This is a genomic window from Mycobacterium sp. IEC1808 (genome assembly GCF_002101935.1).
In the GTDB taxonomy this organism is placed as follows: Bacteria; Actinomycetota; Actinomycetes; order Mycobacteriales; family Mycobacteriaceae; genus Mycobacterium.
Window position 1 is genome coordinate 38,397 of the sequence record NZ_LQPV01000072.1, and the last position, 23,174, is coordinate 61,570.

Here is a 23,174-nt window from a genome sequence, read left to right on the forward strand (position 1 = left end):
GGTGAGTCAACCGCCAAATCACCGCCCACCGCACGCGTGATGGATGTGCTTGCGGCCCTGGCGGATTCACCGAACGGGCGCACGTCGGCCCAGCTGGCGAAGGCCTGCTCGATCAGCACGTCGACCTGCGCCCTGGTGCTCGCCGAGCTGGAACGGCGTGCCTGGGTGGCGCGGCACGAGGATCGCCGCTACGTGCTGGGCAGCGGCCTGTTTAGCCTGGTGCACGGGCTGCGGACGCAGTTCCCACTGCTGGACCGGGGGCGCGACGCGCTGCGCCTCCTGCACGAAGCGCTCGGCGCGGGCTGCTCATTGTCGAAGATCGGCGAGCGCCAGCTGACCACCGTCGACGCGGTCGGCCACGGCACCGACGGCGAACACGCCGTCGGGCAGCGCTTCCCGATCGACCCGCCGTTCGGCCTGGTCGCCATGGCCTGGCGCGACGACGAATTCGTCGACGCCTGGCTGCACCGCGTCGTGCCGCGGCTGACGCGCACCGAGGTGACCCAGCATCGGCGGGTGCTGGCCGACATCCGCACCCGCGGTTACGGCGCGTGGCGGTTCGACGACACCCACCGCTCGCTGCATCACCGGCTGGCCGACGTGCTGGCCTCGCTGGAACCAACCGCGCGAGTGACCCGCCAACTGACCACGCTGATGACCATGGTGACGCTGCGATCGGTCACCGACGCACTCGAAACCGAACTGGCCACAACGGAATTCGTCGTGTTGCCGATCTTCGGCCGGGACGGGCAACCGGAGTACCAGATCGAGATCCACCTGGGCCGTCCGGCCGGGTTGACGCTGGAAGCGCTGGATTCCGCGCTGCGGCACGCGCAGGAAATATTGGCCTAGGCCGAATTGCCAGCCTCCTCAACGGTCCGCAAGCGGACCGCATCGTCACCTGGCTAGGCTGGAGCCCGTGCCCGCCACCGTCGAGATTCGCCGCGCGGCCGACCGGGCCGTCACCACGACGCCCTGGCTGAAATCCCGGCATTCGTTCTCGTTCGGCGACCACTACGACCCCGACAACACCCACCACGGGCTGCTGCTGGTCAACAACGACGACATCGTCGAGCCGGGAACGGGATTCGACACCCACCCCCACCGCGACATGGAGATCGTGACCTGGGTGCTGAGCGGAGAGCTGACCCACCGCGACTCCGCCGGTCACCACGGCACCATCTATCCCGGCCTGGCCCAACGCATGTCGGCAGGTAGCGGCATCCTGCACTCGGAAAAGAACGATTCCCGCACCGAGCCAGTCCATTTCGTGCAGATGTGGGTGGTCCCCGACGAGGCCGGCATCGACCCGAGTTACCAACAGCGCGAGATCGACCCCGGGCTGCTGGACGCCGGACTTGTGACCATCGCCTCAGGCATGCCGGGTAATGAGGCGGCCATCACTCTGCACAACCGCAACGCCGCGCTGCATGTCGCGCGGCTGCGGCCCGGCGACTCCGTTGACCTGCCGCAGGCTCCCTACCTGCATCTATTCGCCGCGCGAGGCCGGATCCAAGCGGCGGAAATCGGCGATCTCACCGAGGGTGACGCGGTCCGATTCGCCGGCGCCGAGGCACCGCGGGTGACGGCGAGCGAGCCATCGGAGCTGTTGATCTGGGAGATGCACGCGGCGTTGGGAGTTTGAGGGCACCCGACCAACACATAGAGTGGGCACGACAGACAGGAGCCCGCATGTCTCAATCGCAGCCGCGGCACGCGGCGCCGAACCCTAAGCGAAATATCAAGGCAGTTCGGACCGTGCGGTTCTGGTCGCTCCCCATCGTCGTCACGCTGGCGCTCATGTCGGCGCTGTGCGCGCTGTACCTCGGGGGCATCCTGAACCCGATGACCAACCTCCGGCATTTCCCGATCGCCGTGGTGAACGAGGACGCCGGCCCGGCCGGCGCGCAGATTACCGACGGCCTGGTTGCCGGGTTGGACAAGAACAAGTTCGACGTCCGGGTGGTGTCCCACGACGAGGCGCAGCGACTGCTGGACACCGCACACGTCTACGGGGAGTTGGTCATTCCGCCCACCTTCTCGTCCAACCTTCACGAGTTCGGCGCCAGCGCGGTCACGCCGGGCCGCACGACGCGTCCCTCGGTCACCATCTCCACCAACCCGCGGGCGGGCACGCTCGGCGCCAGCATCGCCGGCCAGACGCTGACCCAGGCGATGGCGGTGGCCAATGGCAGAGTGGGCCAACGGCTTTCGGCGGACGTCGCGGCCGAGACCGGGGGCGTGCCGCTGACCGGCGTGTCGGCGCTGGGCCTGGCCAACCCGATCGACGTCAAGTCCGGCGTCTACAACGCCCTGCCGAACGGCACCGGCAACGGGCTGTCGGCGTTCTACTTCGCGCTCTTGCTGCTGCTGGCGGGCTTCACCGGCAGCGTCGTGGTCAGCACGCTGGTCGACGCGCTGCTCGGCTACGTGCCGGCGGAGTGGGGCCCGGTGTACCGCTTCGCCGAGCAGGTCAAGATCTCGCGATTCCAGACGCTGCAACTGAAATGGGCCATCATGACGCTGCTGGCGCTGCTGACGTCGGGCGTGTACCTGGCCATCGCGCACGGCTTGGGCATGCCGATCCCGCTGGGATGGCAACTGTGGGCGTACGGCGTCTTCGCGATCATCGCGGTGGGCATCACGTCGAGTTCCATACTGTCGGTGCTGGGTTCGATGGGCCTGCTGGTCAGCATGCTGATCTTCGTGATCCTCGGGCTACCGTCCGCGGGAGCCACCGTCCCGCTGGAGGCCACGCCGCCGTTCTTCCGCTGGGCCGCCAAATTCGAGCCGATGCACCAGGTTTTCCTCGGCGTGCGCTCGCTGGTCTATCTCAACGGCCGCGCGGATGCCGGTCTGTCCCAGGCGTTGTGGTTGACGGGCATCGGGCTGGCCATCGGCCTGCTGCTCGGCGGCATCGTCACGCACCTCTACGACCGCAAGGGCTTCCACCGCATCCCGGGGGCGGTCGAGCTGGCAATCGCCGCGGAACACCAGGCCCAGCACCAGGCGCGGGTGCAAAAGCGCGAGCGCCCCGACGCGGAGCCCGCCGAAGCTCCCACCGACACCCCCGCCGAGGCCGAGAGCGAAAGCCCAAGCAGGCAAACGTAATTCGAGTGCGGCCGAAGCGTCACGCGTTCGTTATCGAAGTTGACAGTGTGACTGGTGTGACTGATGCTATTTATGTTGCATAGCCATCAGTGCCGAAAGGTCCATCGTGCTGACGCCCCTCGCCAGCTTGCGCCGGCTGGCGGCCTGCTGCACCGCGGTCCTCGCGTGCGCCGTGCTGGCGGGCACCACCGGACAACCCGTCGCCCACGCCGCTGACGGCCGCGACCTGCTCGCCAGCGCCATCGAGACCACCAAGGGCTCCTACCTGGTCTACAACTTCGGCCCCGGTCACCCCACGCCCATGCTCAACGCCGGCGGCAGCTGGTACGAGATGAACAACGGTGGCCACCTGATGGTCATCAAGAACGCGGCGGGCCGGCTCGCGCCGCACCTCCTGGTGGACAGCCACCAGGGCGATCAGGCGCGCTGCGAGAACAATCCCGGTGCCCGCACCGGCGAGGGGCTGTGGCAAGCGTCGGAGGTCTACGCGCCGCTGCAGGCGTGGCAGCGGATGGGCCAGCCGACGATCGCGATCAACGCCAACTTCTTCGACATCCGCCCGCAGAAGGGCGGCTCCTGGCGCGAGACGGGCTGCAGCTCTCCGCTGGGCGCGTTCGTCGACAACACGCACGGGCAGGGCCGGGCGAACCAGGCGGTCACCGGCACGGTCGCGTACCCGGGCAAGCAGGGCCTGTCCGGCGGTGGCGAGAGCTGGAGCGCCCTGTCGACGATGATCCTGCCGTCCGGTGGCGCGCCGTATGTGTTGCGCGCCAGAAGCCCTCAGGACTATGACGTCGCCACCCCGGTGGTCGCCGACCTGCTGAACCGCGACGAGCGGTTCGTCGCGGTGTCGGGGATCGGCCTGTTGTCGCCCGGCAAGACCGGGCAGCTTAACGACGGCGGCCCCAGCGCGGCGCGCACGGCCCTTGCCTACGTGAAGCAAAGAGACGAGATGTACATCTTCGAGGGCGGCAGCTACACCCCGGACAACATCCAGGACCTGTTCCGCGGGCTGGGTAGCGACACCGCGGTCCTGCTGGACGGCGGCGGCTCGTCGGCGATCGTGCTGCGGCGTGACACCGGCGGCATGTGGGCCGGCGCCGGCTCACCGCGGGGATCGTGCGACACCCGGCAGGTGCTGTGCGACTCCCACGAGCGCGCGCTGCCCAGCTGGCTGGCCTTCAACTAGCCTTCGATGGCGCCTTCGGACCGTAGCGAAAGATCAGCAGGCTCGTCGCCACCACCGCGGCCGTGACCGCGAAGACCGGGGCGACGACGAATCGCGACATCGTGGCCCCGACTAGCGCTCCCGCGCACATCGTGAAAACGACGCTGAAGCGCAGCTTTTCGCGCTCGCCCGTGCCGCCGGCGAGATGGCTGTCCAGGCCGAGGCTGACGATGGTCGACGTCAGCACCGTGGTGGACAGTTCCTGAATCCCGAACTGTCGCGCGCTGGAATGCTGCAGGCCGAAGGTCACCGCGAGCATGCCGATCATGATCAGCTTGGTGTTGTCGTGGTAGTGCAGCACGCCCGCGCCGGCCAGAATCGACAGGGCGAGCAACAACACGATTTCGGTGGCCAGCACCGTGCTGATCCACGACCGCGTCCGCTGGTCGAAATGCCTGGCCAGCCGGCCACTGACGATCGTGGTGCAGACGAAGGTGGGCAGGGCCACCACGACCGCCGTCAGGTCGATGCTGGTTCTCGGGGCCAGCCAGAAGCCGAGGAAGATCACGTTGCCGGTCATGTTCGCCACGAAGACGTGGCCGAGCACCAGGATGCTGATCGCGTCCGCAAGGCCGGTGGCGAAGGTCAGCAACAGCAGCGCGGCAACGGTCGAGCGCTCGGAGACCGGGGACGCAACGGCCATGGGCTGCTTGGGGATCCGGGGCGCTAGACGTGCGGCGTCAGGTCCAGCGAGGTGATGGTCGTCATCCTCGTCAACAGCCAGTGGCCGTTCGTGCGCTTCATGAACAGCCGGTAGGACAGGTACTTCAGCGACGGGATGTTCTTGGTGAGCGGGCTGGTGGACGTGGTGTTGGTGTAGACGATGACGACGGCGTTTGGGTCGTCCAGCGATTCGACCGCCGCGCCGGTCACTTCGGTGCTGTTGGTGACCTTGGCCTGCTTGTTGGGGCCTACGATCGCGTCGACGAATTTGCGGTACTGGGCCTCGAAGTCACCGCTGAGGTAGGCGGCGGCGCGATCGGCGAGGCCGTCCATGTTCTCCGGGGTGTAGGTCCACAGCGTGGTGATCGCGTTGGCCGCCGTGCGTGCCACCTTCAATTTCGTTGCGGCCGTGGCGCGATCGGTCAAATACGGCTGCACCGCCGCACCCGCGAACGCCGCGGAGCCGACGAACAGCACGGCGGCCACGGCGATGGTGATGGCGAGCCGCTTGCCGGCCAGGATCTTGCGTCGAGGGCGTCGAGCGGGCTTGGTCTCCGCCGCCTCCTCGCCCTCGCTCGCTGCGGATTCAGCGGATTCAGTTGTCGGCTCGGCGCTTTCGTCGGGCTCCGCGTCGGGCTCCACGCCGGCCTCGACGGCGGTGGCTTCGACGTCCTCGTTCTTGGATTCGTCCGTCGTTGCCGCGGCGGCGGTCAGATCACCTGTATCAGGTTGCTGATCTTCCACTGATTCCCTTCCTGCGTGACGGTTGCCATCCAACGATTGGTGTTGTCGAATACCTGCTTTTCGTCCGGCGACTTGGAGGTCACGTCGGTGGCCACCATCACGGTGGCGGTGCCGTCGTCGTTCCACCGTTCCAGGCCCGCGCCCAGTACGGTGCCGGTCGCGGGCTCGGCCCGGGCCACCTGCAGCAGGATTTCATTGGCCTTCTCGTGGTACTGCTTGGCGAATTCGCCGGTGGCCTGGGCCATTACCCGCGTCACATAGTCGTTGGCATGGTACGGGTCGATCGATGTGAACTGCGCCATGAATCCCGACACATAGCTGAGCACCTGGCGCTCCTTGGCGGCGGTGCGCACCCGCGATTGATGCGAGATCAGCATGAGGGTGCACGCCGCGATCGACGCGACCATCACCACCGCGGCGGCCACGCCGGCCGCCGGCTGCCACCAGGGTCGCCCCGGCGGCACCGGGCGAGCGACGAGCAGCGGTTCCTCGCCCGGCTCAAACTTGCGGCGGGGGCTCATTTTCCGCTCCCGGGCGGTTTCGGCCTGGTCAGCACCGTGAGGTCGTCGACGCGCCAATGCTGGTCCGGGCCTTTGGCGAATTGCACCCGGACGGTGGCGCTGATCGCGCGCTCGTCGGGCCCGACGCCGCGCCGGCCCTGCAGGAACAACAGCATCGTCGCCCGGTCCGGCGTGGCGGATTGGACCGACCCGTCGGTGGGCCAGTACTCGTTGACGACGGGATTGCCCTTCTCGACCACGTCCTGCTGCGCCGCCAGCTGACCCCGGTACTTGTCGGTCGCCAGCGACCGGGCCCGAGCGAAGTCGTCGCGCAACGACTTTGGGTCGTACGTCAACATCTGCGCCACCATCTTGGGCCCTTGCGCCTGGATCTCTGCCCTGGCTTGATCGCTGGCCCGGTCGCGCGAGAACACCACCAGGTAGCTCACCGCGGCGCCGGCGACACACACCACCGCCGCGGTCATGACCGCCACCGCCGTCCAGCGCCGCAACTTGGGCAGCGCCTCGTCGGATTCGACGCGGCGCACTTCGGTGCCCAGCAGCATGTCGGCGAACGTGCGGCGCTGCGAATCCCACAGCGGCCAAAGCCATCCCACCACAGACACGGTGTCCAGCAGGTGGGCCAGGTCCCGCAGCAGCAATCCCCACGGGCCGATGGCCGCGCCGTCGCGGCGCACCACCCCGATTCCGAACAAGCCGCGTCCCAGGCTCCAGCCCGTGACGGTCGGCAACAGCAACCGGTTGACCAACATCAGCAGGATGGCGAGGCCGGCGACCGAGACGCACGCCCACCACCACACCGGATGCTGATCCACGGTCCAGGCGACCAACGCCATGGTCACCGCGACGGCGACGCACGGGACGACGTCGACGGCGAACGCGGCCGCGCGAACGTGCCAGGGGGCCAAGGCATCCCGCGGAGACTCCGGTGTGGCCGCCGTGGTGTGTGCCCGAGCCTGAATCTCCTCGACCACCACCGTCACTTCGTCACCTGGTCGAGCTTGGAAATCCGGTACTGCCCTTCGGCGTATGCCATCTTCACCCGCAGGCGGTAGCCGGTCTCCTTTTGCGACTGATCGCTTGCGACCTTGACGCGCATCGCGACGAGCACGTCGACCGAGCCGTCGTCGTTGTTGCGCTCCACCGCCGCACGCACATCGGCCACCTGAACGTGGACGTTCGCGGCCTGATAGGCCTGAACGACCATGTTGGTGTACAGCAGCGCCTGGGAGCGGAACGCGTCGGTGCCGCACTCGATGATCTTCTGTTCGCTCTGAACCATGGCGTTGGTGTCGGGCGCCTGGGTCGCCGACACACAATCCACCGCTGCCTTGAGCGCGGCCGCGTCGTTGCGCGCGATGACCTGGCTCTCCTGGTGATAACGCAGCGCGAAGTAGCTACCGACCCCGAGGCCGGCGGCCGACAGCACGAGCGCCGCGGCGATGCCCGAGAGCCACCCGCGCCCCAAGCGTGAGGGACGACGTTCGACGCCCGCGGGCGCCTCGGCGGATTCGGCCTCGGATTCAGCGTCGGCTTCGGCCTCGGCGGATTCGGCCTCGGCAGATTCGGCCTCGGGTTCGGGTGTGGCTTGCGGCGACTCCACGTCCGCGGGCGACTCCTCGTCCGTCACCTGCGTGGCCGTCTCGTCGTCAGCAGCCGCCGGCTCCTGATGAATCTTCGGACTTGATCTCTGGGAGGGCTTGCGCAGTCGACGAAACCTCGGCATGGGTGGGGGGTTCAGCCGGCCGGCGCCAGCATCTCCTTCCATCCGTCGTCTCCTGTTTTCGTCGAGTTCTCGACGGAGTATTTCACTCCATCGGGCCCCACCAGCTCACCGCTCTGCGGACTGTAGATGGCGGCGGGGGGCCCGCTCGGAGTGTAGACACACGGGTTGGGCTGTTGGCCGTTGCACTGCACGGTGCCGCTTCCCGGGCGCGACAAGGGGTCGCTGGTCGGCGGCGGCGTGCCCGGTACCCGGTCCGACGGAGCCGGGTTGAGTCCGTTGTTGATGGACGGTGCCGGAATCACCATGCCGGGGCGCACCGACTGATCGCAGCGCGCCGCCGGGGCGGGGCAGGTCAGGATCTGGTTCGGGTCGCCGTACCAGGGGTTGGTGCCCGCCGGAACGTACGGCCTCGGGTCGCGGCATTCCCGCGGGGTGGCGGCGCGCTTGCCGGGGATGTCGGTACACGGAATGTTGCGCGACCCGCGCACGCTGTTGGCCGGCGTCTCCATCGGAATCTTGCAGTAGGTGCCCGACGGCAACGGCGCCAGGTTGGTGTCCGCCGGCGACCGCCACTCCGCAGCCGGAATGAAGCCGGTCAGACACGGCGGTGGCTGGTTGATCGACAACGCCAGGTCGAGCGCGGCCTGGTTCGGGAACGGCGCGGCCACCGTCTGCGCGATCGAGGCGCCCTGGGGCAGGAACACGAAGACTTGCTCGACGCCCGTGTGGTAGCGCTTGAGCAGGTCGAACACGACCTCGAGATTCGCCAGCGTCTGCGGCAACGAGTCGCGGACGTCGTTGAACACCTCATTGACCTGATCGGCGGTCGGGGCAGCCTGGCGCAGCACGCTGCGCACATGGCTGTCCTCCCGCGCGGCCTGCGCGGCCAGGTTGTTCAGGTTGCGTGCCCACCGCTCGATCGCGGCGTTGGACTCGACCTGGCTATCCAGGACCGGCCCGGAGTTCTGGATGATGTCGTTGACGTTGGTGATGTTGGTCTTGAAATCACCGACGATCGCCTGCGTGGAGTCCACCAACCGCTGCAGGGCCGGCCCCAACCCGCCGACTGCCTGCGCCGTCTCGTCCAGCAGCTGGCCGATCTTCTCCTTGGGCAACACGGCAAGACCCCGGTTGGCGGTGTCCAGCGCCGGCCCGATCTCGCTGGGCACGGTGCCGTGGGTGATCGTCTGCCCGTCGGCGAGGTCCTTGCCTGGGTTGCCGGTCGACACCAGGTCCAGGTACTGCTCACCGACCGCCGACACCGAGTGCACGTTCGCGACGGCATCGACCGGGATCTTGTAGCGGCTGTCGATGCTCATCGTCGCCTTGGCGCCGTTCTCGGTGGGCTCGACGTCGGTGACCTTGCCGATGGTGATGCCGCGATAGGTCACGTTGGCCGTCGGGTACAGGCCGCCGGAGGCGGGCAGGTCGGCCTTGAGTGTGTAGCGGCCGACGCCGATCAGGCTCGGAACCTGCAGATAGTAGATGCCGAGCACGAGTATCGAAATGACCGTCAGGATCCCGAAGGCGATCAGTTGGCGTCGGACGAAGGGAGTCAGCAATTCCGGTCCGCCCTTTCCACCAAGGGCCCGCCGGGCGCGTCGTTCGGGTTGGGCGTGTAGCGGACGTCCGGGACCATCGACTCCGGGTCCCGCCCGTAGGACTGCTCGAGCGCCCGCAGCGCCCCCGACAACCCGGTTCCCGTCAGGAACGCGTTGTCGATCGCGCTCCAGGTGACGTCCAGCGTGATCGAAATGTTCTGGTAGTCACCGCGCATCAGTTTCGGAATGGTCTCGATGTCGTAGGGCTGCGTCAGGATCAACTTCAGCGCTCCGATCAGATACGGCGATGCCCGGCCGAGCTCCCTGAGCGGGCACTGCAGCGACTGCAGGTCCTGGTGCAGGGGCCCCCTCGCCTCCGACAGGTACTGATCGGCGGCCGCGCTGAGCCGTCCCACCGAGTCCACGGCGTTGATCAGCAGCTGCTTGGTGTCGGCGAAATGCTTGATCAGCGGCGGGATGTCGGTCAGCACTCGATCGAGGACGTCCGCCCGATTACCCACGTAGCTCAGCAGCCGATTGGTGGAGTCGATGGCGTGGGTGATGTCATCGCGCTGCTGGTTGACCTGGGTGACGAAGGTGTCCAGCTTGCCCAGGAAGGCGCGAATCTGGTTTCCCCGCCCGTTGAAGATGTTGAAGACCTCGTTCTGCAGCACCTCCAAGTTGGGGATGCCGCCACCGCGCAGGATCAGCGACAGGCTGGCCAGGGTCTGCTCGGTGGTGGGGAATGCCGAGGAGTTCTTCAGCGGAATGGTGTCGCCGTTCTTGAGCAGCTCCGGCGACGGGTTGGGCGGCGCGGCCAACTCCACGTGCTGGGAGCCCAGCAGCGAGGTCTGGCCGATCTTGGCGGTGGCGTTCTTGGGCAGCTTGACGCTCTTGTCGATGCCCAGCGTCAGCGTCGCCACCCAGTTCTTCAGGTTGATCGCCTTGATGGAGCCGACGAACACGTCGGCGACCATCACCTTGCTGTTGCCGTTGATCGCGAGCGTGTCCGGCATCTGCACGTAGAGGGTGTAGGACCCGCTGCCGCTGCCCGGGCCGCCCGGGATCGCCACGTTGGAGATCCCTTTCCAACCGCACGAGCTCAGCACCAGCGCGGCCACCAGCAGCACCAACCCCTGCCAGGCCCGACGCCGAAGGAGCCTCATCCCCCTGATCACTGCCCCATGGTTCGGCTTGCTCCTCGCGCGTACCGCGCTCGTCGCGCGCCTCACTGCCCACCTCCGAGGTTGGCGGCCACCGGCGGCCCGCCGGCGTTGGGCGCCGGCGCCGCGACCGGCGCGGGCGTCGGAGCGACCGGGCCGGGGACCACCTCGGGCCCAGGCGGTGGCGGGGGGATCGGCACCTGCGGCGGGTTCTGACCGATCACCGGCGAGGGGCCCTCGTCGTAGGCGTTCGGCGGCCCGGGCGGAGTCTGCAGCGTCGACTGCACGGGCGGAATGTTGGGCCCACCCATGAGTTCGGCCAGCGACTCGGGCGTCATCAGGCCCGCGGTGATCGGTCCCACCTGCTGCCCCTGCATGCCGGGGGCCACGATCCACCCGTGTTGGGTGTTGCGGTGCGACGTCGGCGTGTCCGGCGACCAGATGCCGGGGACCGTCGTGTCCTTATATCCGTCCGGCGGATGCAGGCGCGGCTCGGAGTAGGCGACATCCTTTGGCAGCGTCTCGGCCGTGCTGGCTATGTTCAGACCGAACGGCAAGTAGTTGAACTTGATCGCGTCGAGGATCGGCGCCAGATACTGCGCGCACAGCTCGGCGGACTCCTGATAACCCAGCCGGCTCCCGGCCTGGATCGAGCTGCAGATGAACTGCATTGGGTTGGCGAAGTTGGTGATCGCCGGAACGGCCACCACCGACCCGTGCGTCGGGTGATAGATCTGGTTGATATTCGCCGCGGCCGTCGGCAGCACGTGCAGCGCGGTCTCCAGCCCGTTCAGCGGATCCGGTTGCAGCAGCGCGTTCGTCGCCGTCGCCAGGTTGTTGATGTCGTGGGTCAGCACCTCGCGGTTCTGGTCCAACCAAGGCCGCACCGTCTTAAGCAGGCCGTCGAACTGTTGGATCGCGTCGGCCAGGGCGCCGTCCGAGCTCGCGAGCCGCCCGGTGAAATCCGCCAGGTTCTCGTTCAACGCGACGAACTGCCGGTCGTCCTGGTGCAGCGCGTTGACGAACAGGGCCAGGCTGCGCACCACCGCGAAGAAGTCGCCGCGACCCTCATTGAGCGCCGTCAGCGCCTGCGACAGGCTGTTCAGCGTCGTGTTGAACTGCTTGCCCTTGCCGGCCAGCCCGTTCGCGTACGACTCGATGACCTCACCGAACGGACCCTTGGGCTGCTCGGGCGTGGGGCCCAACTTGGAGATGATGTTGGTGACGCTGTTGCGCAGTTCGTCCCACTCCACCGGTACCTGGGTGCGGTCTTCGGGGATCACCGCATTGTCGGCAAGCACCGGGCCGCCCTTGTAGACCGGCTCCAGCTGGATCGCGCGCGACGCGACCAGGGTGGGGTTGAGGATCACCGCCGACGCGCTGGCCGGCACCTTGTACTTGTTCTGGTAGTGGAAGGTGACCTTCATCTTGTCGCCGGCCGGCTCGATCTTGTCGATCGCGCCCACCCGCAGCCCCATGATCTGCACCTTGTCGCCGGCGTACAGCGCGTTGGCGGCCGGGAAGTAGGCCACCACGGTGTTGTTCGTCAGCTTCTGATACAGCCGCCAGCCGGCGTACCCGAGAACCAGGGCCAGCACGATCGCCAGCGAGCCGATGATCACCGACGTCCTCGTCAGCCTCGGCAGCCGGATGTTGCGAACATCAAAGATGGTGCTCAATTCTGGCTACCTCCCGTGATGCCGCTACCTCCCGTGCCGCCGGGGTTGATGAACGGCGCCGGCAGCTGGATCCCCGGCCCGGGCGGTGCCGGCGGTCCCGGCGGCAGGGCCGGCGCGAACGTCGACGGGGGCGGCGTCGGGCCGGCCGGTCCCAGGTTCTCGGTGCGCGCGCCCGGCGGCGCCTGCGTCGGCAGCGGCACCGGGGTGCCCGGAACGTTGGGCGGCGGGTCACCCGGGCGCCCCGCGATGTTGATGCCCGGCGTGGGCGGCAGGCCGTCGGGATTGGGCGGCGACGTCTGGACGTCGACCGGCGCCGGGAAGCCGACCCCACCGAACGGACCGATGCCGGCACCCGCGCACGGCAACGGGTTCCACGGCCGCGGCAGACCCTCGTCGCCGACGGTGACGTTGCCGCCGGGGTTGGCCGGCGTGTACGAGCACGGCGACCCGGGCGGGACGGCCGGACCCGGGTGGTCGGGCGTGCCCTCCAGCACCGGCGGCGCAGGCGGTGGCGCGCCGTTGGGCTGGCGGGTGCCGTTCGGGTCGGGCCACCGGAATTCCGGCAGACCCGCGCTGCGCCAGAAGTTCTCCGGGTCGATGCCGCGCTTCTTGAACGCCGCGTCGACGAACGGCTGCACGATCTGACCGGGGAACAGGTTGTGCAGCACCACCTTGAAGAACGGCCCCGACGCGATGGCCTCATTGAGCGACGGGAGGAACTTGCCGACCTCGGTGAAACCTTCGGCGAGGTCGTCCTTGCGCTGGACCAGGATGTCGCTGACCGTGCGCAGCTGTTCCAGCACGTGGTTCAGGTTGGGGTTGTCGTTGATGAACCCTTTGATCTGTTCGGAGAAGGCGGCGATGTTGCTCAGCAGCGCGTTGATGGCCTGGCCGCGCTCGTTGAAAGCGGCCAGCAAGATCTTCGTGTTCACCAGTAACCGGTCGACCTGGTCGGCCCGGTCACCCAGGATGCTGGCCACCTGGTTGGACTGGGCGAGCAGGTGCTTGATCTGCTCGTCGCGCTTACCGATCGTGTCGGAGAACTTGGCCACCCCGTCGAGCGCGGCGCTCAGGTGCGGATAGGTCTGGTCGATGGTCTCCGAAAGCACGTGCAACGACTGCTTGACCGTGTCGATGTCCCACCCGCTGGCGGCCTTGGTCACGTCGAAGAACGCGTCATAGATCTGATAGGGCGTGGTGCTCTGACCGATCGGCAGCGAGTCGCCGGGTCGCAGCTGTTTGGTGCCCCGGTTCTCGATCTCGAGGACCTTCTTGCCCAGGATGGTGTCCGTCTTGATCGCCAGCCGGCTTTCGGTGCCGATGCTTTCGGTGCCGATATTGAACTTGATCAGGACGTGGTCGCCGTCGATGTCGAGGCTCTCCACCTTGCCGACGTCGAAGCCGGCGATGCGCACCTTGTCGCCCTTGGTCAGGCCGCCGGAGTCGGTGAACTGCCCGTAGTAGTGCGGCTTGGCCATCAGCATGGGCACGCTCGTGAAGCTCTGGCCGACACCGACGACCAGCAGCGTCACCAGGATGCCCATCACGCCGATGCGCATCCGGTTGGGGGGTTCCAGCGTTCTCATTGCGGCGTGCACCTGCCCGTCGGCTGGTTGAAGAGCTTGACCGTCCGAATCGGGCCACCGGCCTGCAACCCGTTGATCTTGAGCGTGATGTCGCAGGCATAGAAGTTGACGAAGTCACCGTAGGAGCCGATGGTGCGCCCGATCATGTTCAGCGCCGTCGGCACCCTGTGGATGAAATCGTTCAGCTGCTCGCGCTGATCGATGAGCGGCTGCTGAACGGCGTCCAGGTAGTTCAGCGTGCTGTGCAGCAGCCCCCGGTCCTCGGCCAGCAGGTCGGCCACCGTGCCCGCGGCGTTGCTGATGTGCGCGGTCCCGCCCGCCAATTGCTCGCTGTGGCCCTTCAGCCCGGTGATCAGGACCTCCAGGTTGTTGACGGTCTGATCGAATTGCTGGCGATGCCGAACCGTGGTGTCCAGCACGATGTTCAGGTTCTTGACCACCTCGCCGATCGCCTGGTCGCGCTCGCCGAGCTGGTTGGTCAGCTGCGCCGTCTGGTCGAGGATGTCGTTGATGGTCCCGCCCTGACCCTGGAACACCGTGACGAGCGCCGTCGCGATGGTGTTGACCTTCTGCGGGTCAAGCGCGCGAAAGAGCGGCTTGAACCCACCGATCAGCGCGTCGAGGTCAAGCGCCGGCGACGTCCGCGACGCGGGGATGAATCCGCCCGGCGGTAGCACCTTCTCGGAGCCCTCGCCCTCACCGCGTTTGAGCTCCAGGTACCGGTTTCCGATTAGGTCGAGGTAGCGGATCTGCGCCGTCGTCGACTGATACAGCGGGATCGAGCGGTCGACGTTGAAGTCCACCCGCGCCCGCCTGCCACCGTCCACCAGCTTCACCGAGTCGACCTTGCCGATCTCCACCCCGGACGCGCGGACGAACTGGCCCTGCCGCAGCCCGCTGACGTTGGTGAACTCGGCCGAGTACTTGTTGGTGCGGTCGAACCGCATCTGGCCGAAGACCACGACGATCATCACAGTGAAGACCAGCAGCACCAGCGAGAAGATGCTGAGTCGGACGATGGTACCGGTGATTTTCATGGGTTGATCGTGTTATCCCCTACCTGGCGGCCCCAGACGTACTCGATCGCATACGGCGAACCGGTGTCGAGGTGGTTGTACGGCGCGATGCTGTTGCCGGAGTCCATCACCAACTCGGGTGCGGGCCAGAGGTCATGGGTGATGTGCTGCCAGCAACCCGGCGCGCCGCCCGGTCCGCCACGCGCGTTCACCCGGGGCAGGTTCTCCGGCCAGATGTACGGGTTGGGCGCCCCGCCGATCAGCGTGGCGATGTTACCCAGGCCCGCCAGTCCCTGGGTGGGCAGCGCGAAGATCCCGATCAGGCCGACGAGGGTGATCGCCGACACCGGGTTCAGCAGCAGGCCCAGCCCGGAGAGCAGCTTCGTGTCGGCGTTGAGCGAGTAGCCGTTGCCGCCGAGGAACGTCCGGGCAATGGGTTCGATGTCGTGGTAGTTGCGGACCGTGCAGAACAGCTCGGGGCTGTAGGTGTCGAGCAGCTCGGCGGTCGGCACCAGGTCCTTGGCCCCGCGGGCCAGGTACGGCCCGCCGCGCTCGAAGATGTCCGCCCCGGTGTTACCGAACCCGGCGGCCGACAACAGCGCCTGATCCAGGTCCTTTTGCTGGGCGTTGATCGAGCGCGCGGTGACCACCGACTTGTCGAGGAAGTCGATCAGGTCCGGCGCCGCGTTGGCGTAGGTGTCGCCCAGAGCCGCCAGCGCCTGGATGTCATGACGGACCTGGGGCTGCTGCGGGTTGACGTCGTCGAGGATCGCGTTGGCGTTCACGATCGACTGCCCGACCCGGTCGCCCAGCCCGGCCAGCGATTGCGCGGCGGCGCTCAGCGTCAGGTTCAGCTTCACCGGATCCACCTGCTGCGCGATCTCGGTGATGGTCTGGAACAGCGTGTTGATCTCCGTCGTCACCGAGCGGGCGTCGATCACGGTCTGCGGCGTGATCCGTTGCGGCGACGGGTTTTTCGGCGTCGTCAGCGACACGTACTTGCCGCCGAACACCGTGGTGGCCTTGATGTCGGCGTTCACGTTGGCCGGGATCAGCTTGAGGTAGCGCGGGTAGACGTCCAGGTTGAACTTGGCCGCCGGCTTGCCGTCCTTGACGATCTCCGAGATCTTGGCCACCCGGCCGATCTCCACCCCGTTGTAGGTGACCTTCGAGCCGGGGTCCATCACCAGGCCGGCGCGGGCGGCCACCATGGTCAGGTGTTCTTTCTTGGTGAAGTCGCCCCGGAACTGCCCGTACACCAGGACGAGTGCCACGGCAGCGGCGACGATCAGCGCGACCCCGGCCAACTTGTACGGCGGGTTGCGGGGCGGATTGACCTTGCCGGGGGCGCCTGGGTTGGTCATGGCTACACCGTCAATGCGAAGTTGGGGTTGACGCCGTAGAGCGCCAACGCGGCGGCCAAAACGACAACCTGCACCGACACCAGCGAAAAGCGCATCGATCGGCCGACGGCCTCGCCCACGCCGACGGGCCCGCCGCCGGCGTTGTAGCCGTAGAAGCAGTGGGTGATCATCACGACGGCCGTGATGAGGATGGCCTCGACGAACGACCAGAACACGTCGTCGGGGCGCAGGAACGTCCGGAAGTAGTGCTCGTAGGTGCCGTGCGACTGGCCGTAGAGCACCGTCGTGGTGATCTGCGGAGACAGGAACGACATGATCATCGCGAGCGAGTAGAGCGGAATGATCACCACCAGCCCGGCCATGATGCGCGTGGTCGCCAGGAACGAAATCGACTTGATGCCCATCACTTCCAGCGCGTCGATCTCCTCGCTGATCCGCATGGCCCCCAACTCCGCGGTGGCGCCGGCGCCGACCGTGGCGGCCATCGAGATGCCGGTGACGACGGGCGCGGCGATGCGCACGTTGATCAGCGCGGCGAAGAAGCCGGTGAACGCCTCGACGCCGATGTTGCCCAGCGATGCGAACCCCTGGATGGCGACCAGGGAACTGCCGGACAGGGTCACGAAGCCGACGATCGCGACGGTGCCGCCGACGACGGCCATCGCGCCGGTGCCCATGCCGATCTGGGCGATGAGCCGCAGGGTCTCCTTGCGGTAGTTGCGCAGCGCGTGCGGGATGTGCCCGAGGGCCACCACGCCGAACCAGGCCATCTGGCCGATGTCGTCGAGTCCCCGGCCGAAGGCACCCCCGTAGCGGCTGAGGTTCTCGACTAAGCGGGGATGGACGCCCCGGGTCACGGTGCCGATCGACATTTCAGCGCCCCGTTCCGAATCGGACGCCGATGGTGGTCAGCACCACGTTGACCGCGTACAGCGCGACCACGCACAGCACCACGGTTTCGTTGACGGCGGTGCCCAGGCCCTTGGAGCCGCCGCGCACGGTTAGGCCGCGGAAACAGCCGACCAGGCCGGCGATGAGCCCGAACATGGCGGCCTTGACCGTGGCGATGACCACCTCGGGCAGGCCCGTGATGGTGGTCAGGGTCGCGAGGTAGGCCCCGCCCGACACGTTCTGCAGGTACACCCCGAACAGGTAGCCGCCCACCAGCCCGACGGTGATCACCAGGCCGTTGAGCAGCGTGGCGACCAGGGTCGCGGCGATGACCCGGGGCACCACCAGGCGGTGGATGGGGTCGATGCCGAGCACCTCCATCGCGTCGATCTCCTCGCGGATGGTGCGCGCACCCAGGTCCGCGCAGATCGCGGTCGATCCGGCGCCGGCGACCACCAGCACTGTGGTCAGCGGCCCGAGCTGGGTGACCGCGCCGATGGCGGCGCCGGCACCGGACAGGTCCGCGGCGCCGAACTGGGCCAGCAGCACGTTGAGGGTGAAGATCAGCAGCACGGTCAGCGGGATCGAGACGAAGATGGTCGGCAGGAAAGCCACCCGCATGATGAACCAGCATTGCAGGACGAATTCGCGCCATTGGAAGGGCCAGCGGAACAGCGCCTTACCGGTGAGAACGCACATCCGGAAGAATCCACCGATGAGCGTCAGCGGCGTCTCCAGCTGGTCGCGCAGGTAGCCGACCAGGTGTGGACGATCCGTCGTCGAAGTCACCGGCTCCCCCTCACCTCGACCTCGTGTGCCCCGGGGGTTCGCAGCGAAACGAGTCGCACGCGCCGCCCCCTCTCCGTCCCGCGGTCGGGGGCACCCCCAGCTCGCCCCGACCATGTGTCTGTGACCATCGGCTCCCTACCCGCAAGTAGTAACGGAGACCACAGGAATGTACCCGATGGTCTTGAGCGTGTGAACTGCATCCGCACAATTAACCCTTCGTCAACAACGGGCAAACGTTACAGTTTCCATCAGCCTTCCCCTCGCATGGTTAAATCCCTTGCCGCGGAACCGCTTTCGCTAATATTGACGGCCCCGTAGCGAACCCGTAGCTCAGTCTTGAGCACCTTTCCGGCCGGATTGCGCGGCAGTGCATCGACGATCTCGAGCGCCTTCGGATGCTTGTACCGCGCGAGCCGCTCCGCCAGGAACTCGCCCAAGTCCTCCAGCCGCAGCTCCTCGCCGGTGACCGCAGCAACCGCGATCGGGACCTCGCCCCACTTCTCGTGGGCCTGGCCGATGACGGCGACTTCGACTATCTGGGGATGGCTAGCGAGAACGTTCTCGACCTCGGCGCAATAGATGTTCTCGCCGCCGGAGATGATCATGTCCTTCTTGCGATCCACCACCCAGACGTAGCCGTCCTCGTCCATCCGGACCAGGTCCCCGGAGTGGAACCAACCACCCGCGAAGGCCTCCGCAGTGGCCTGGGGGTTGTTCCAGTAGCCGCTCATCAAAGTCGGTGCGCGGTAGACGATTTCGCCGACCTCGCCGACGGGGACGTCGTTCATGTTCTCGTCGACCACCCGCGCGCTGACCGTGGGGATCACCTTGCCCACCGAGCCGCGCTTCCGGATCGCGTCTTCACCGAGCAGCATGCAGGTGACGGGCGACATCTCGGTCTGGCCGAAGGCGGCCAGTATCTGGGTCCCGGGGAACGTCGCCGACATCTCCCGCAGCAGCGCGTCCGTCGCCGGGGCGGCCCCCCATGACATGACCCGCAACCGCAGATCGCGGGGGCGCGCCCGCTGCTCCGCGCACACCGCCTGCCACTGCGCCGGAACCAGGAACAGTCCGGTGACCTTCTCCGCCGCCAGCACGTCGAGCAGCTGGCCCGGTTCGAACGCCCCCAGCGGGTAGATCACGGTCGGCACACCGAGCAACATCGACGTCAGCATGTTGCCGACGCCCGCGATGTGGAAGAACGGGACACCGACGAAACCGACGTCGCTATTTATATCGGCGCCCATGGTGTACAGGCCGGTCATCGTCTGGCCGGTCAGGTTGGCGTGGGTCAGCACCGCGCCCTTGGGCCGGCCGGTGGTGCCCGAGGTGTACATGATCAGCGCCGGCGAATCGTTCGGGATATCGACCGGCTCATGCGGGTCGCCGGGTTCGTCGATGAGGTCTTCGTAGCCGAACACGCCGGCGGTGTCATCGTTGCTCGAGCCGCCGGCGACCACGATGGTGTCGAGCATCGGCTGGATGTCGCGCACCCCGGTGGCCACCGGGGCGAGCACGGATTCGGTGATCAACACCCGGGCCTCGCAGTCCTCGACCAGGAAGACGATCTCGGCCGAGGTGAGCCGGAAGTTGAGCGGGACCGCGATGGCGCCCAGCGAGTTAATGGCCAGCACCGACTCGACGAATTCGGGGCGGTTGAGCATGAGGATCATGACCCGGTCGCCGAAGCCGACGCCCCGGCGACTCAGCGCATCGGCCAGCGCCGTGACCCGGTCGTGCAAGCCCTGCCAGGTGACCGTGTTGCCGAGGAACCGCAGCGCCGTCGCGGTCGGTTGCATCAGCGCGTGCCGCTCCAATTGGTTGACCCAGTTCTGCCGCCGGGCCAGGTACGGCTGCTCGGTGGCCTGGGTCAGATTGGCCAATTGCGCGGTCAACTGCTGTCTCCCCTTTACCTCAGGCACCGCTTGCGCCAGCTTGATATTTGATAAAACTTGGTGTTACGTGGGTCACATTATGGCTTTAGTGCCGCTCTGACAAGACCAGACAAGACCAGCCCAAGACCCGCCCATCCCGCGAAAGCCCTGGCAGCCCGCGTGAACGCACCGATGTCGACCAAGCCGAGGACCCGGCGGCCACTGCGCCGGGCGCAGCTTTCCGACGAGGTTGCAGCCCACCTGCGCGCGGCGATCATGTCCGGGACGTTGCGCCCGGGCACATTCATCCGCCTCGACGAGACCGCGGCCGAGCTCGGGGTCAGCGTCACGCCGGTGCGCGAGGCCCTGCTGAAGCTCCGCGGCGAGGGCATGGTGCAGCTGGAACCACACCGCGGCCACGTCGTGCTGCCGCTGAGCCGGCAGGACATCGAGGACATCTTCTGGCTGCAGTCGACGATTGCCCAGCAGTTGGCCGCCGCGGCAACCGACCACATCACCGACGCCGAGATCGACGAGCTGGATCGCATCAACAACTCGCTCGAAGCGGCCGTCGGTTCCAGCGAGCCCACCACCATCGCGGGCATCGAGTTCGCATTCCATCGCGTCTTCAACCAGGCCAGCGGCCGGATCAAGCTGTCCTGGTTCCTGCTGAACGCCGCGCGCTACATGCCGGCGGAGGTGTACGCCGCGGATCCGGAATGGGGCGCGGCCACGGTCGCCCACCACCGGGAGTTGATCGCGGCGCTGCGCCGACGCGACGTGGACGCCGTGATCGAGCACACCGTCTGGCAGTTCACCGACGCGGCGGCCCGGCTGACCGTGATGCTGAACCGGGCCGGAAGCTTCGACTGAGCGGTGGCGGCGATCGCGGCTTTTGGTTGTGAAGTCTGGGCTTTGCTTGTGTTGCCTGGGCGGAAATGCGGCCGGAATCCCGCCCTGCGTTCACACCGAAAGCCGTGAGCTCACACGAAAAGCCGCAAGCGCACCCTCGGCGACCGTGCGACTACCCGGCGCCCAGCTGCTCGGCGCGCTGCTTGAGGTTCTCGGCGAGGTGGTCGAGCACGTTGCCGGCCAGCGATTTCACCATCGGCGCGGGGACCGGCAGCGTCGTCTCCACGTCCATGTCCACCGTCAGCAGGCTAGCCGCCCCGGTTTCCACGACGCTGAACAGCTGCTCCTGCTTGGAGAACAGGTCGCCCTGCTGCAGGACGGTCTGGATCTGGTTTTCCCCCGGGTAATAGATCGCCTGGATGAAGGTGGCCTGCATGCCTTGGTAATCGGCGTCGAGCCGCACCTGGCTGGGCCGCCCGTCGTCGTAGCGGGCGAGCACCCACAGGCCCTTGATCTCCTCGTTCCACTCCGGGTAGCGCTCGAAATCGGCGACGATGCCCATGATCGCTGCGGCGTTGGCACTGACCTCGACGGTCTTGCTCAAAACTGGCATCGCGCAAGCCTATCGGGCGACCGGCCGCGCTATTGATCCACGCTGGCTGACGCCAGCAGCGAGCGGATGGCGTCGGGGATCGGCACCGGCTTGCGGCTGGTCCGATCGACGTAGACGTGCACCCAGTGCCCCAGCGCGGTGATCGGTTGCGGTTCGCCGTCGTCGCCGCGGAACACGCCGAGCCGGTACGTGACGCTGCTGCGGCCGAGGCGCGTCACCGCGAGGCCCACGGTGAGGCCCTCCGGGAAATGCAGCTCGGAGAAGTAGCGGCAGCCCGACTCGGCGACGATGCCCAGCGCGGGCGTGGCGAGCGGGTCGATCCCGACGCTGGTATTGATCCACGCGTTGATCGCGGTGTCGAACAGTTGGTAGTACACCGCGTTGTTGAGGTGGCCGAACATGTCGTTGTCGGCCCACCGGGTTCCCACCGGCCACAGCACGGGGAAGTCGGCACTGGTGAGGTTCTCCGACGGAGTCGAGGCCATGGTTTACCAGTACCGCATGGCCTGTCGAAACAGGTCTCCCAGAACCGGTTTCGTCATCTCCCGCGGGGCGTTCTGCAGCAGGCGCTGCTGGGGGTAGGCGCCCTCGGTCAGGGCGGTCGCGTCGTCTTCGGTATAGCCGACGCCGCTCAGCCCGTTCGGCATCCCGACCGCGCGCATGATCCGGATGAGTTCATCGGCGAGCACCTCGCCGGCGTCCTCGGCGCCGGCGCCCCGCGTCTCGGCGCCGAGCAGCCATGCCCCCTCCAGGTGGCGCTCGGGATTCGCCTCGGCGGTGAAGCGAAACGACGACGGCGCATTGAGGATGACGGCCATGCCGTGCGGCACCAGCGGCTCGTCGGGCGGGTAACCCGTGGGGCGGAAGTCGCGCACCAGACCCGCCACCGCGTAGGCCATGCCGTGCGGCGCGTGGACACCGGCGTTGCCGAACGCGATGCCGGCAAGCGTTGCGGCCCACATCATTTGCTCGCGGGCCTCGCTGTCGGCGGCGTCGCGCGTCGCGCGCTCCAGATACCGTCCCAGTAGGCGCAGCGCCTCGCGGCAACCGAGATCGCTCCACGGATTGGCGCCCTGGCTCATCGGCCGCAGGCTGGGCCGGTCGGGGGCGCGCCGCAGCACGTAGGGCCGCGCGGTGTAGGACTCCAGCGCGTGGGACAGCACGTCGAGGCCCGCCGACGCGACGACCTCGGGGGGCAGGCTTGCGGTGCAGTCTGGGTCGACGAGGGCCTCGGTGGGGCGAAGCGCGTGAGAGGCGATGCCGGTCTTGGCCTTCAACGACACAAGGTCGAAGATCGCGATGCCGGTCACCTCGCTGCCGGTGCCGGCCGTGGTGGGGCAGGCGATGTGCGGCTTGAGCGGGCCCGGTATGGGCTTGCTCTCACCGATCGGCGCATTGACATAGGTGAGGAAGTCGGCGGGATGGGTTGCGTAGAGGTTGGCGGCCTTGCAGGTGTCGATCACGGAGCCGCCGCCCAGCGACACGTAGCCGTCGGGGTTGCACTCCCGCGCGAAGCGGGCCGCGTCGGAAAAGGACGTGTCGGTGGGCTCGACGTGGACGTCGGCATAGGTGACGACGTCCAGCCCGGCCGCGACGAGGGAGTCGTGCGTCGTAGCGAAGATGGGCAGCCCGGTGACGCCGGCGTCGGTGAACAACGCCACCCGCCGCAGCCCGAGGGCGCGCGCCCTATCGCCCACCTCCGCGAGGCATCCGCGCCCGAAGGTCACGCGTGACGCGTCGACGGTGAAGGCGCCGTCGCAGTCCTCGGCAGCAATCGGGTAATCGCAGTACGGCATCCGTGCCATCCTAGGCC

Annotated in this window: 22 protein-coding genes; 5 read left to right on the plus strand and 17 right to left on the minus strand. The window is 67.5% G+C overall.

Going from position 1 to position 23,174, the window contains the following annotated elements; translation table 11 throughout:
- The first annotated feature begins 39 nt into the window (after positions 1-39).
- The 4 genes from AWB92_RS29075 to AWB92_RS29090 all read left to right on the plus strand — a co-directional run bounded on the left by AWB92_RS29075 (position 40) and on the right by AWB92_RS29090 (position 4,300).
- Positions 40-852, plus strand: a complete 813-nt coding sequence (locus AWB92_RS29075; RefSeq protein WP_085191885.1) for a MarR family transcriptional regulator — start codon at positions 40-42, stop codon at positions 850-852.
- A gap of 67 nt (positions 853-919) precedes the next feature.
- The gene (locus AWB92_RS29080; protein WP_085191887.1) at positions 920-1,645 is read left to right on the plus strand and encodes a pirin-like bicupin family protein; all 726 of its coding nucleotides are present in this window, start codon (positions 920-922) and stop codon (positions 1,643-1,645) included.
- A gap of 47 nt (positions 1,646-1,692) precedes the next feature.
- Positions 1,693-3,111, plus strand: a complete 1,419-nt coding sequence (locus AWB92_RS29085; RefSeq protein ID WP_085191889.1) for a YhgE/Pip domain-containing protein — start codon at positions 1,693-1,695, stop codon at positions 3,109-3,111.
- Positions 3,112-3,190: 79 nt separating this feature from the next.
- Positions 3,191-4,300 (plus strand): phosphodiester glycosidase family protein, encoded by a 1,110-nt coding sequence (locus tag AWB92_RS29090; RefSeq protein WP_142282375.1) that lies wholly within the window; start codon positions 3,191-3,193, stop codon positions 4,298-4,300.
- Here AWB92_RS29090 and AWB92_RS29095 read toward each other — a convergent pair.
- The 14 genes from AWB92_RS29095 to fadD5 all read right to left on the minus strand — a co-directional run bounded on the left by AWB92_RS29095 (position 4,293) and on the right by fadD5 (position 19,917).
- Positions 4,293-4,982: a YoaK family protein gene (locus tag AWB92_RS29095; protein ID WP_085191894.1), complete on the minus strand. Its 690-nt coding sequence runs from the start codon at positions 4,980-4,982 to the stop codon at positions 4,293-4,295. The genes AWB92_RS29090 and AWB92_RS29095 overlap by 8 nt on opposite strands.
- Before the next feature lie 23 nt (positions 4,983-5,005).
- Complete coding sequence (locus tag AWB92_RS29100; protein WP_085191896.1) at positions 5,006-5,746, minus strand: hypothetical protein; 741 nt, start codon at positions 5,744-5,746, stop codon at positions 5,006-5,008.
- Positions 5,713-6,267, minus strand: coding sequence for a mammalian cell entry protein (locus tag AWB92_RS29105; RefSeq protein ID WP_085191898.1), 555 nt, complete (start codon positions 6,265-6,267; stop codon positions 5,713-5,715). Before AWB92_RS29105 ends, AWB92_RS29100 begins: the two co-directional genes overlap by 34 nt.
- Entirely contained in the window at positions 6,264-7,250 is a 987-nt protein-coding gene (locus tag AWB92_RS29110; protein ID WP_085191900.1) for an RDD family protein, read from the minus strand. Before AWB92_RS29110 ends, AWB92_RS29105 begins: the two co-directional genes overlap by 4 nt.
- A complete protein-coding gene (locus tag AWB92_RS30155) occupies positions 7,247-8,035 on the minus strand; it encodes an Mce protein (protein WP_173817519.1) in 789 nt (262 codons plus the stop codon). Before AWB92_RS30155 ends, AWB92_RS29110 begins: the two co-directional genes overlap by 4 nt.
- Complete coding sequence (locus AWB92_RS29120) at positions 8,005-9,555, minus strand: MlaD family protein (protein WP_085191902.1); 1,551 nt, start codon at positions 9,553-9,555, stop codon at positions 8,005-8,007. Before AWB92_RS29120 ends, AWB92_RS30155 begins: the two co-directional genes overlap by 31 nt.
- Complete coding sequence (locus AWB92_RS29125; protein ID WP_085191904.1) at positions 9,549-10,700, minus strand: virulence factor Mce family protein; 1,152 nt, start codon at positions 10,698-10,700, stop codon at positions 9,549-9,551. The genes AWB92_RS29120 and AWB92_RS29125 overlap by 7 nt, the downstream gene beginning before the upstream one ends.
- Positions 10,701-10,762: 62 nt before the next feature.
- Positions 10,763-12,376 carry a virulence factor Mce family protein gene (locus AWB92_RS29130; protein ID WP_085191906.1) on the minus strand — a complete coding sequence of 538 codons (1,614 nt, stop codon included), beginning with the start codon at positions 12,374-12,376 and terminating at the stop codon, positions 10,763-10,765.
- On the minus strand, positions 12,373-13,962 hold the full coding sequence (locus AWB92_RS29135) for a virulence factor Mce family protein (protein WP_085191908.1): 1,590 nt from the start codon (positions 13,960-13,962) through the stop codon (positions 12,373-12,375). The genes AWB92_RS29130 and AWB92_RS29135 overlap by 4 nt, the downstream gene beginning before the upstream one ends.
- The gene (locus AWB92_RS29140) at positions 13,959-14,999 is read right to left on the minus strand and encodes a virulence factor Mce family protein (RefSeq protein WP_068176840.1); all 1,041 of its coding nucleotides are present in this window, start codon (positions 14,997-14,999) and stop codon (positions 13,959-13,961) included. The genes AWB92_RS29135 and AWB92_RS29140 overlap by 4 nt, the downstream gene beginning before the upstream one ends.
- Positions 14,996-16,342 (minus strand): MCE family protein, encoded by a 1,347-nt coding sequence (locus AWB92_RS29145; RefSeq protein ID WP_085191910.1) that lies wholly within the window; start codon positions 16,340-16,342, stop codon positions 14,996-14,998. The genes AWB92_RS29140 and AWB92_RS29145 overlap by 4 nt, the downstream gene beginning before the upstream one ends.
- A gap of 2 nt (positions 16,343-16,344) precedes the next feature.
- Complete coding sequence (locus AWB92_RS29150) at positions 16,345-17,214, minus strand: ABC transporter permease (protein WP_068176836.1); 870 nt, start codon at positions 17,212-17,214, stop codon at positions 16,345-16,347.
- A 1-nt stretch (position 17,215) separates the two neighbouring features.
- Positions 17,216-18,022, minus strand: a complete 807-nt coding sequence (locus AWB92_RS29155; protein ID WP_067157750.1) for an ABC transporter permease — start codon at positions 18,020-18,022, stop codon at positions 17,216-17,218.
- Between the two features lie 248 nt (positions 18,023-18,270).
- The gene (fadD5, locus tag AWB92_RS29160; RefSeq protein WP_085191912.1) at positions 18,271-19,917 is read right to left on the minus strand and encodes a fatty-acid--CoA ligase FadD5; all 1,647 of its coding nucleotides are present in this window, start codon (positions 19,915-19,917) and stop codon (positions 18,271-18,273) included.
- Positions 19,918-20,088: 171 nt separating this feature from the next.
- Here fadD5 and AWB92_RS29165 point away from each other — a divergent pair, with 171 nt between their 5' ends.
- Positions 20,089-20,769 (plus strand): GntR family transcriptional regulator, encoded by a 681-nt coding sequence (locus tag AWB92_RS29165; RefSeq protein WP_193791436.1) that lies wholly within the window; start codon positions 20,089-20,091, stop codon positions 20,767-20,769.
- Between the two features lie 151 nt (positions 20,770-20,920).
- Here AWB92_RS29165 and AWB92_RS29170 read toward each other — a convergent pair whose 3' ends face one another.
- The 3 genes from AWB92_RS29170 to AWB92_RS29180 are packed head-to-tail and all read right to left on the minus strand — an operon-like array spanning position 20,921 to position 23,157.
- Positions 20,921-21,361, minus strand: a complete 441-nt coding sequence (locus AWB92_RS29170; protein ID WP_085191916.1) for an SRPBCC family protein — start codon at positions 21,359-21,361, stop codon at positions 20,921-20,923.
- 29 nt (positions 21,362-21,390) lie between these two features.
- Positions 21,391-21,846 (minus strand): thioesterase family protein, encoded by a 456-nt coding sequence (locus AWB92_RS29175; protein WP_085191918.1) that lies wholly within the window; start codon positions 21,844-21,846, stop codon positions 21,391-21,393.
- Between the two features lie 3 nt (positions 21,847-21,849).
- On the minus strand, positions 21,850-23,157 hold the full coding sequence (locus AWB92_RS29180; protein WP_085191920.1) for a hydroxyacid-oxoacid transhydrogenase: 1,308 nt from the start codon (positions 23,155-23,157) through the stop codon (positions 21,850-21,852).
- Positions 23,158-23,174: the final 17 nt, after the last annotated feature.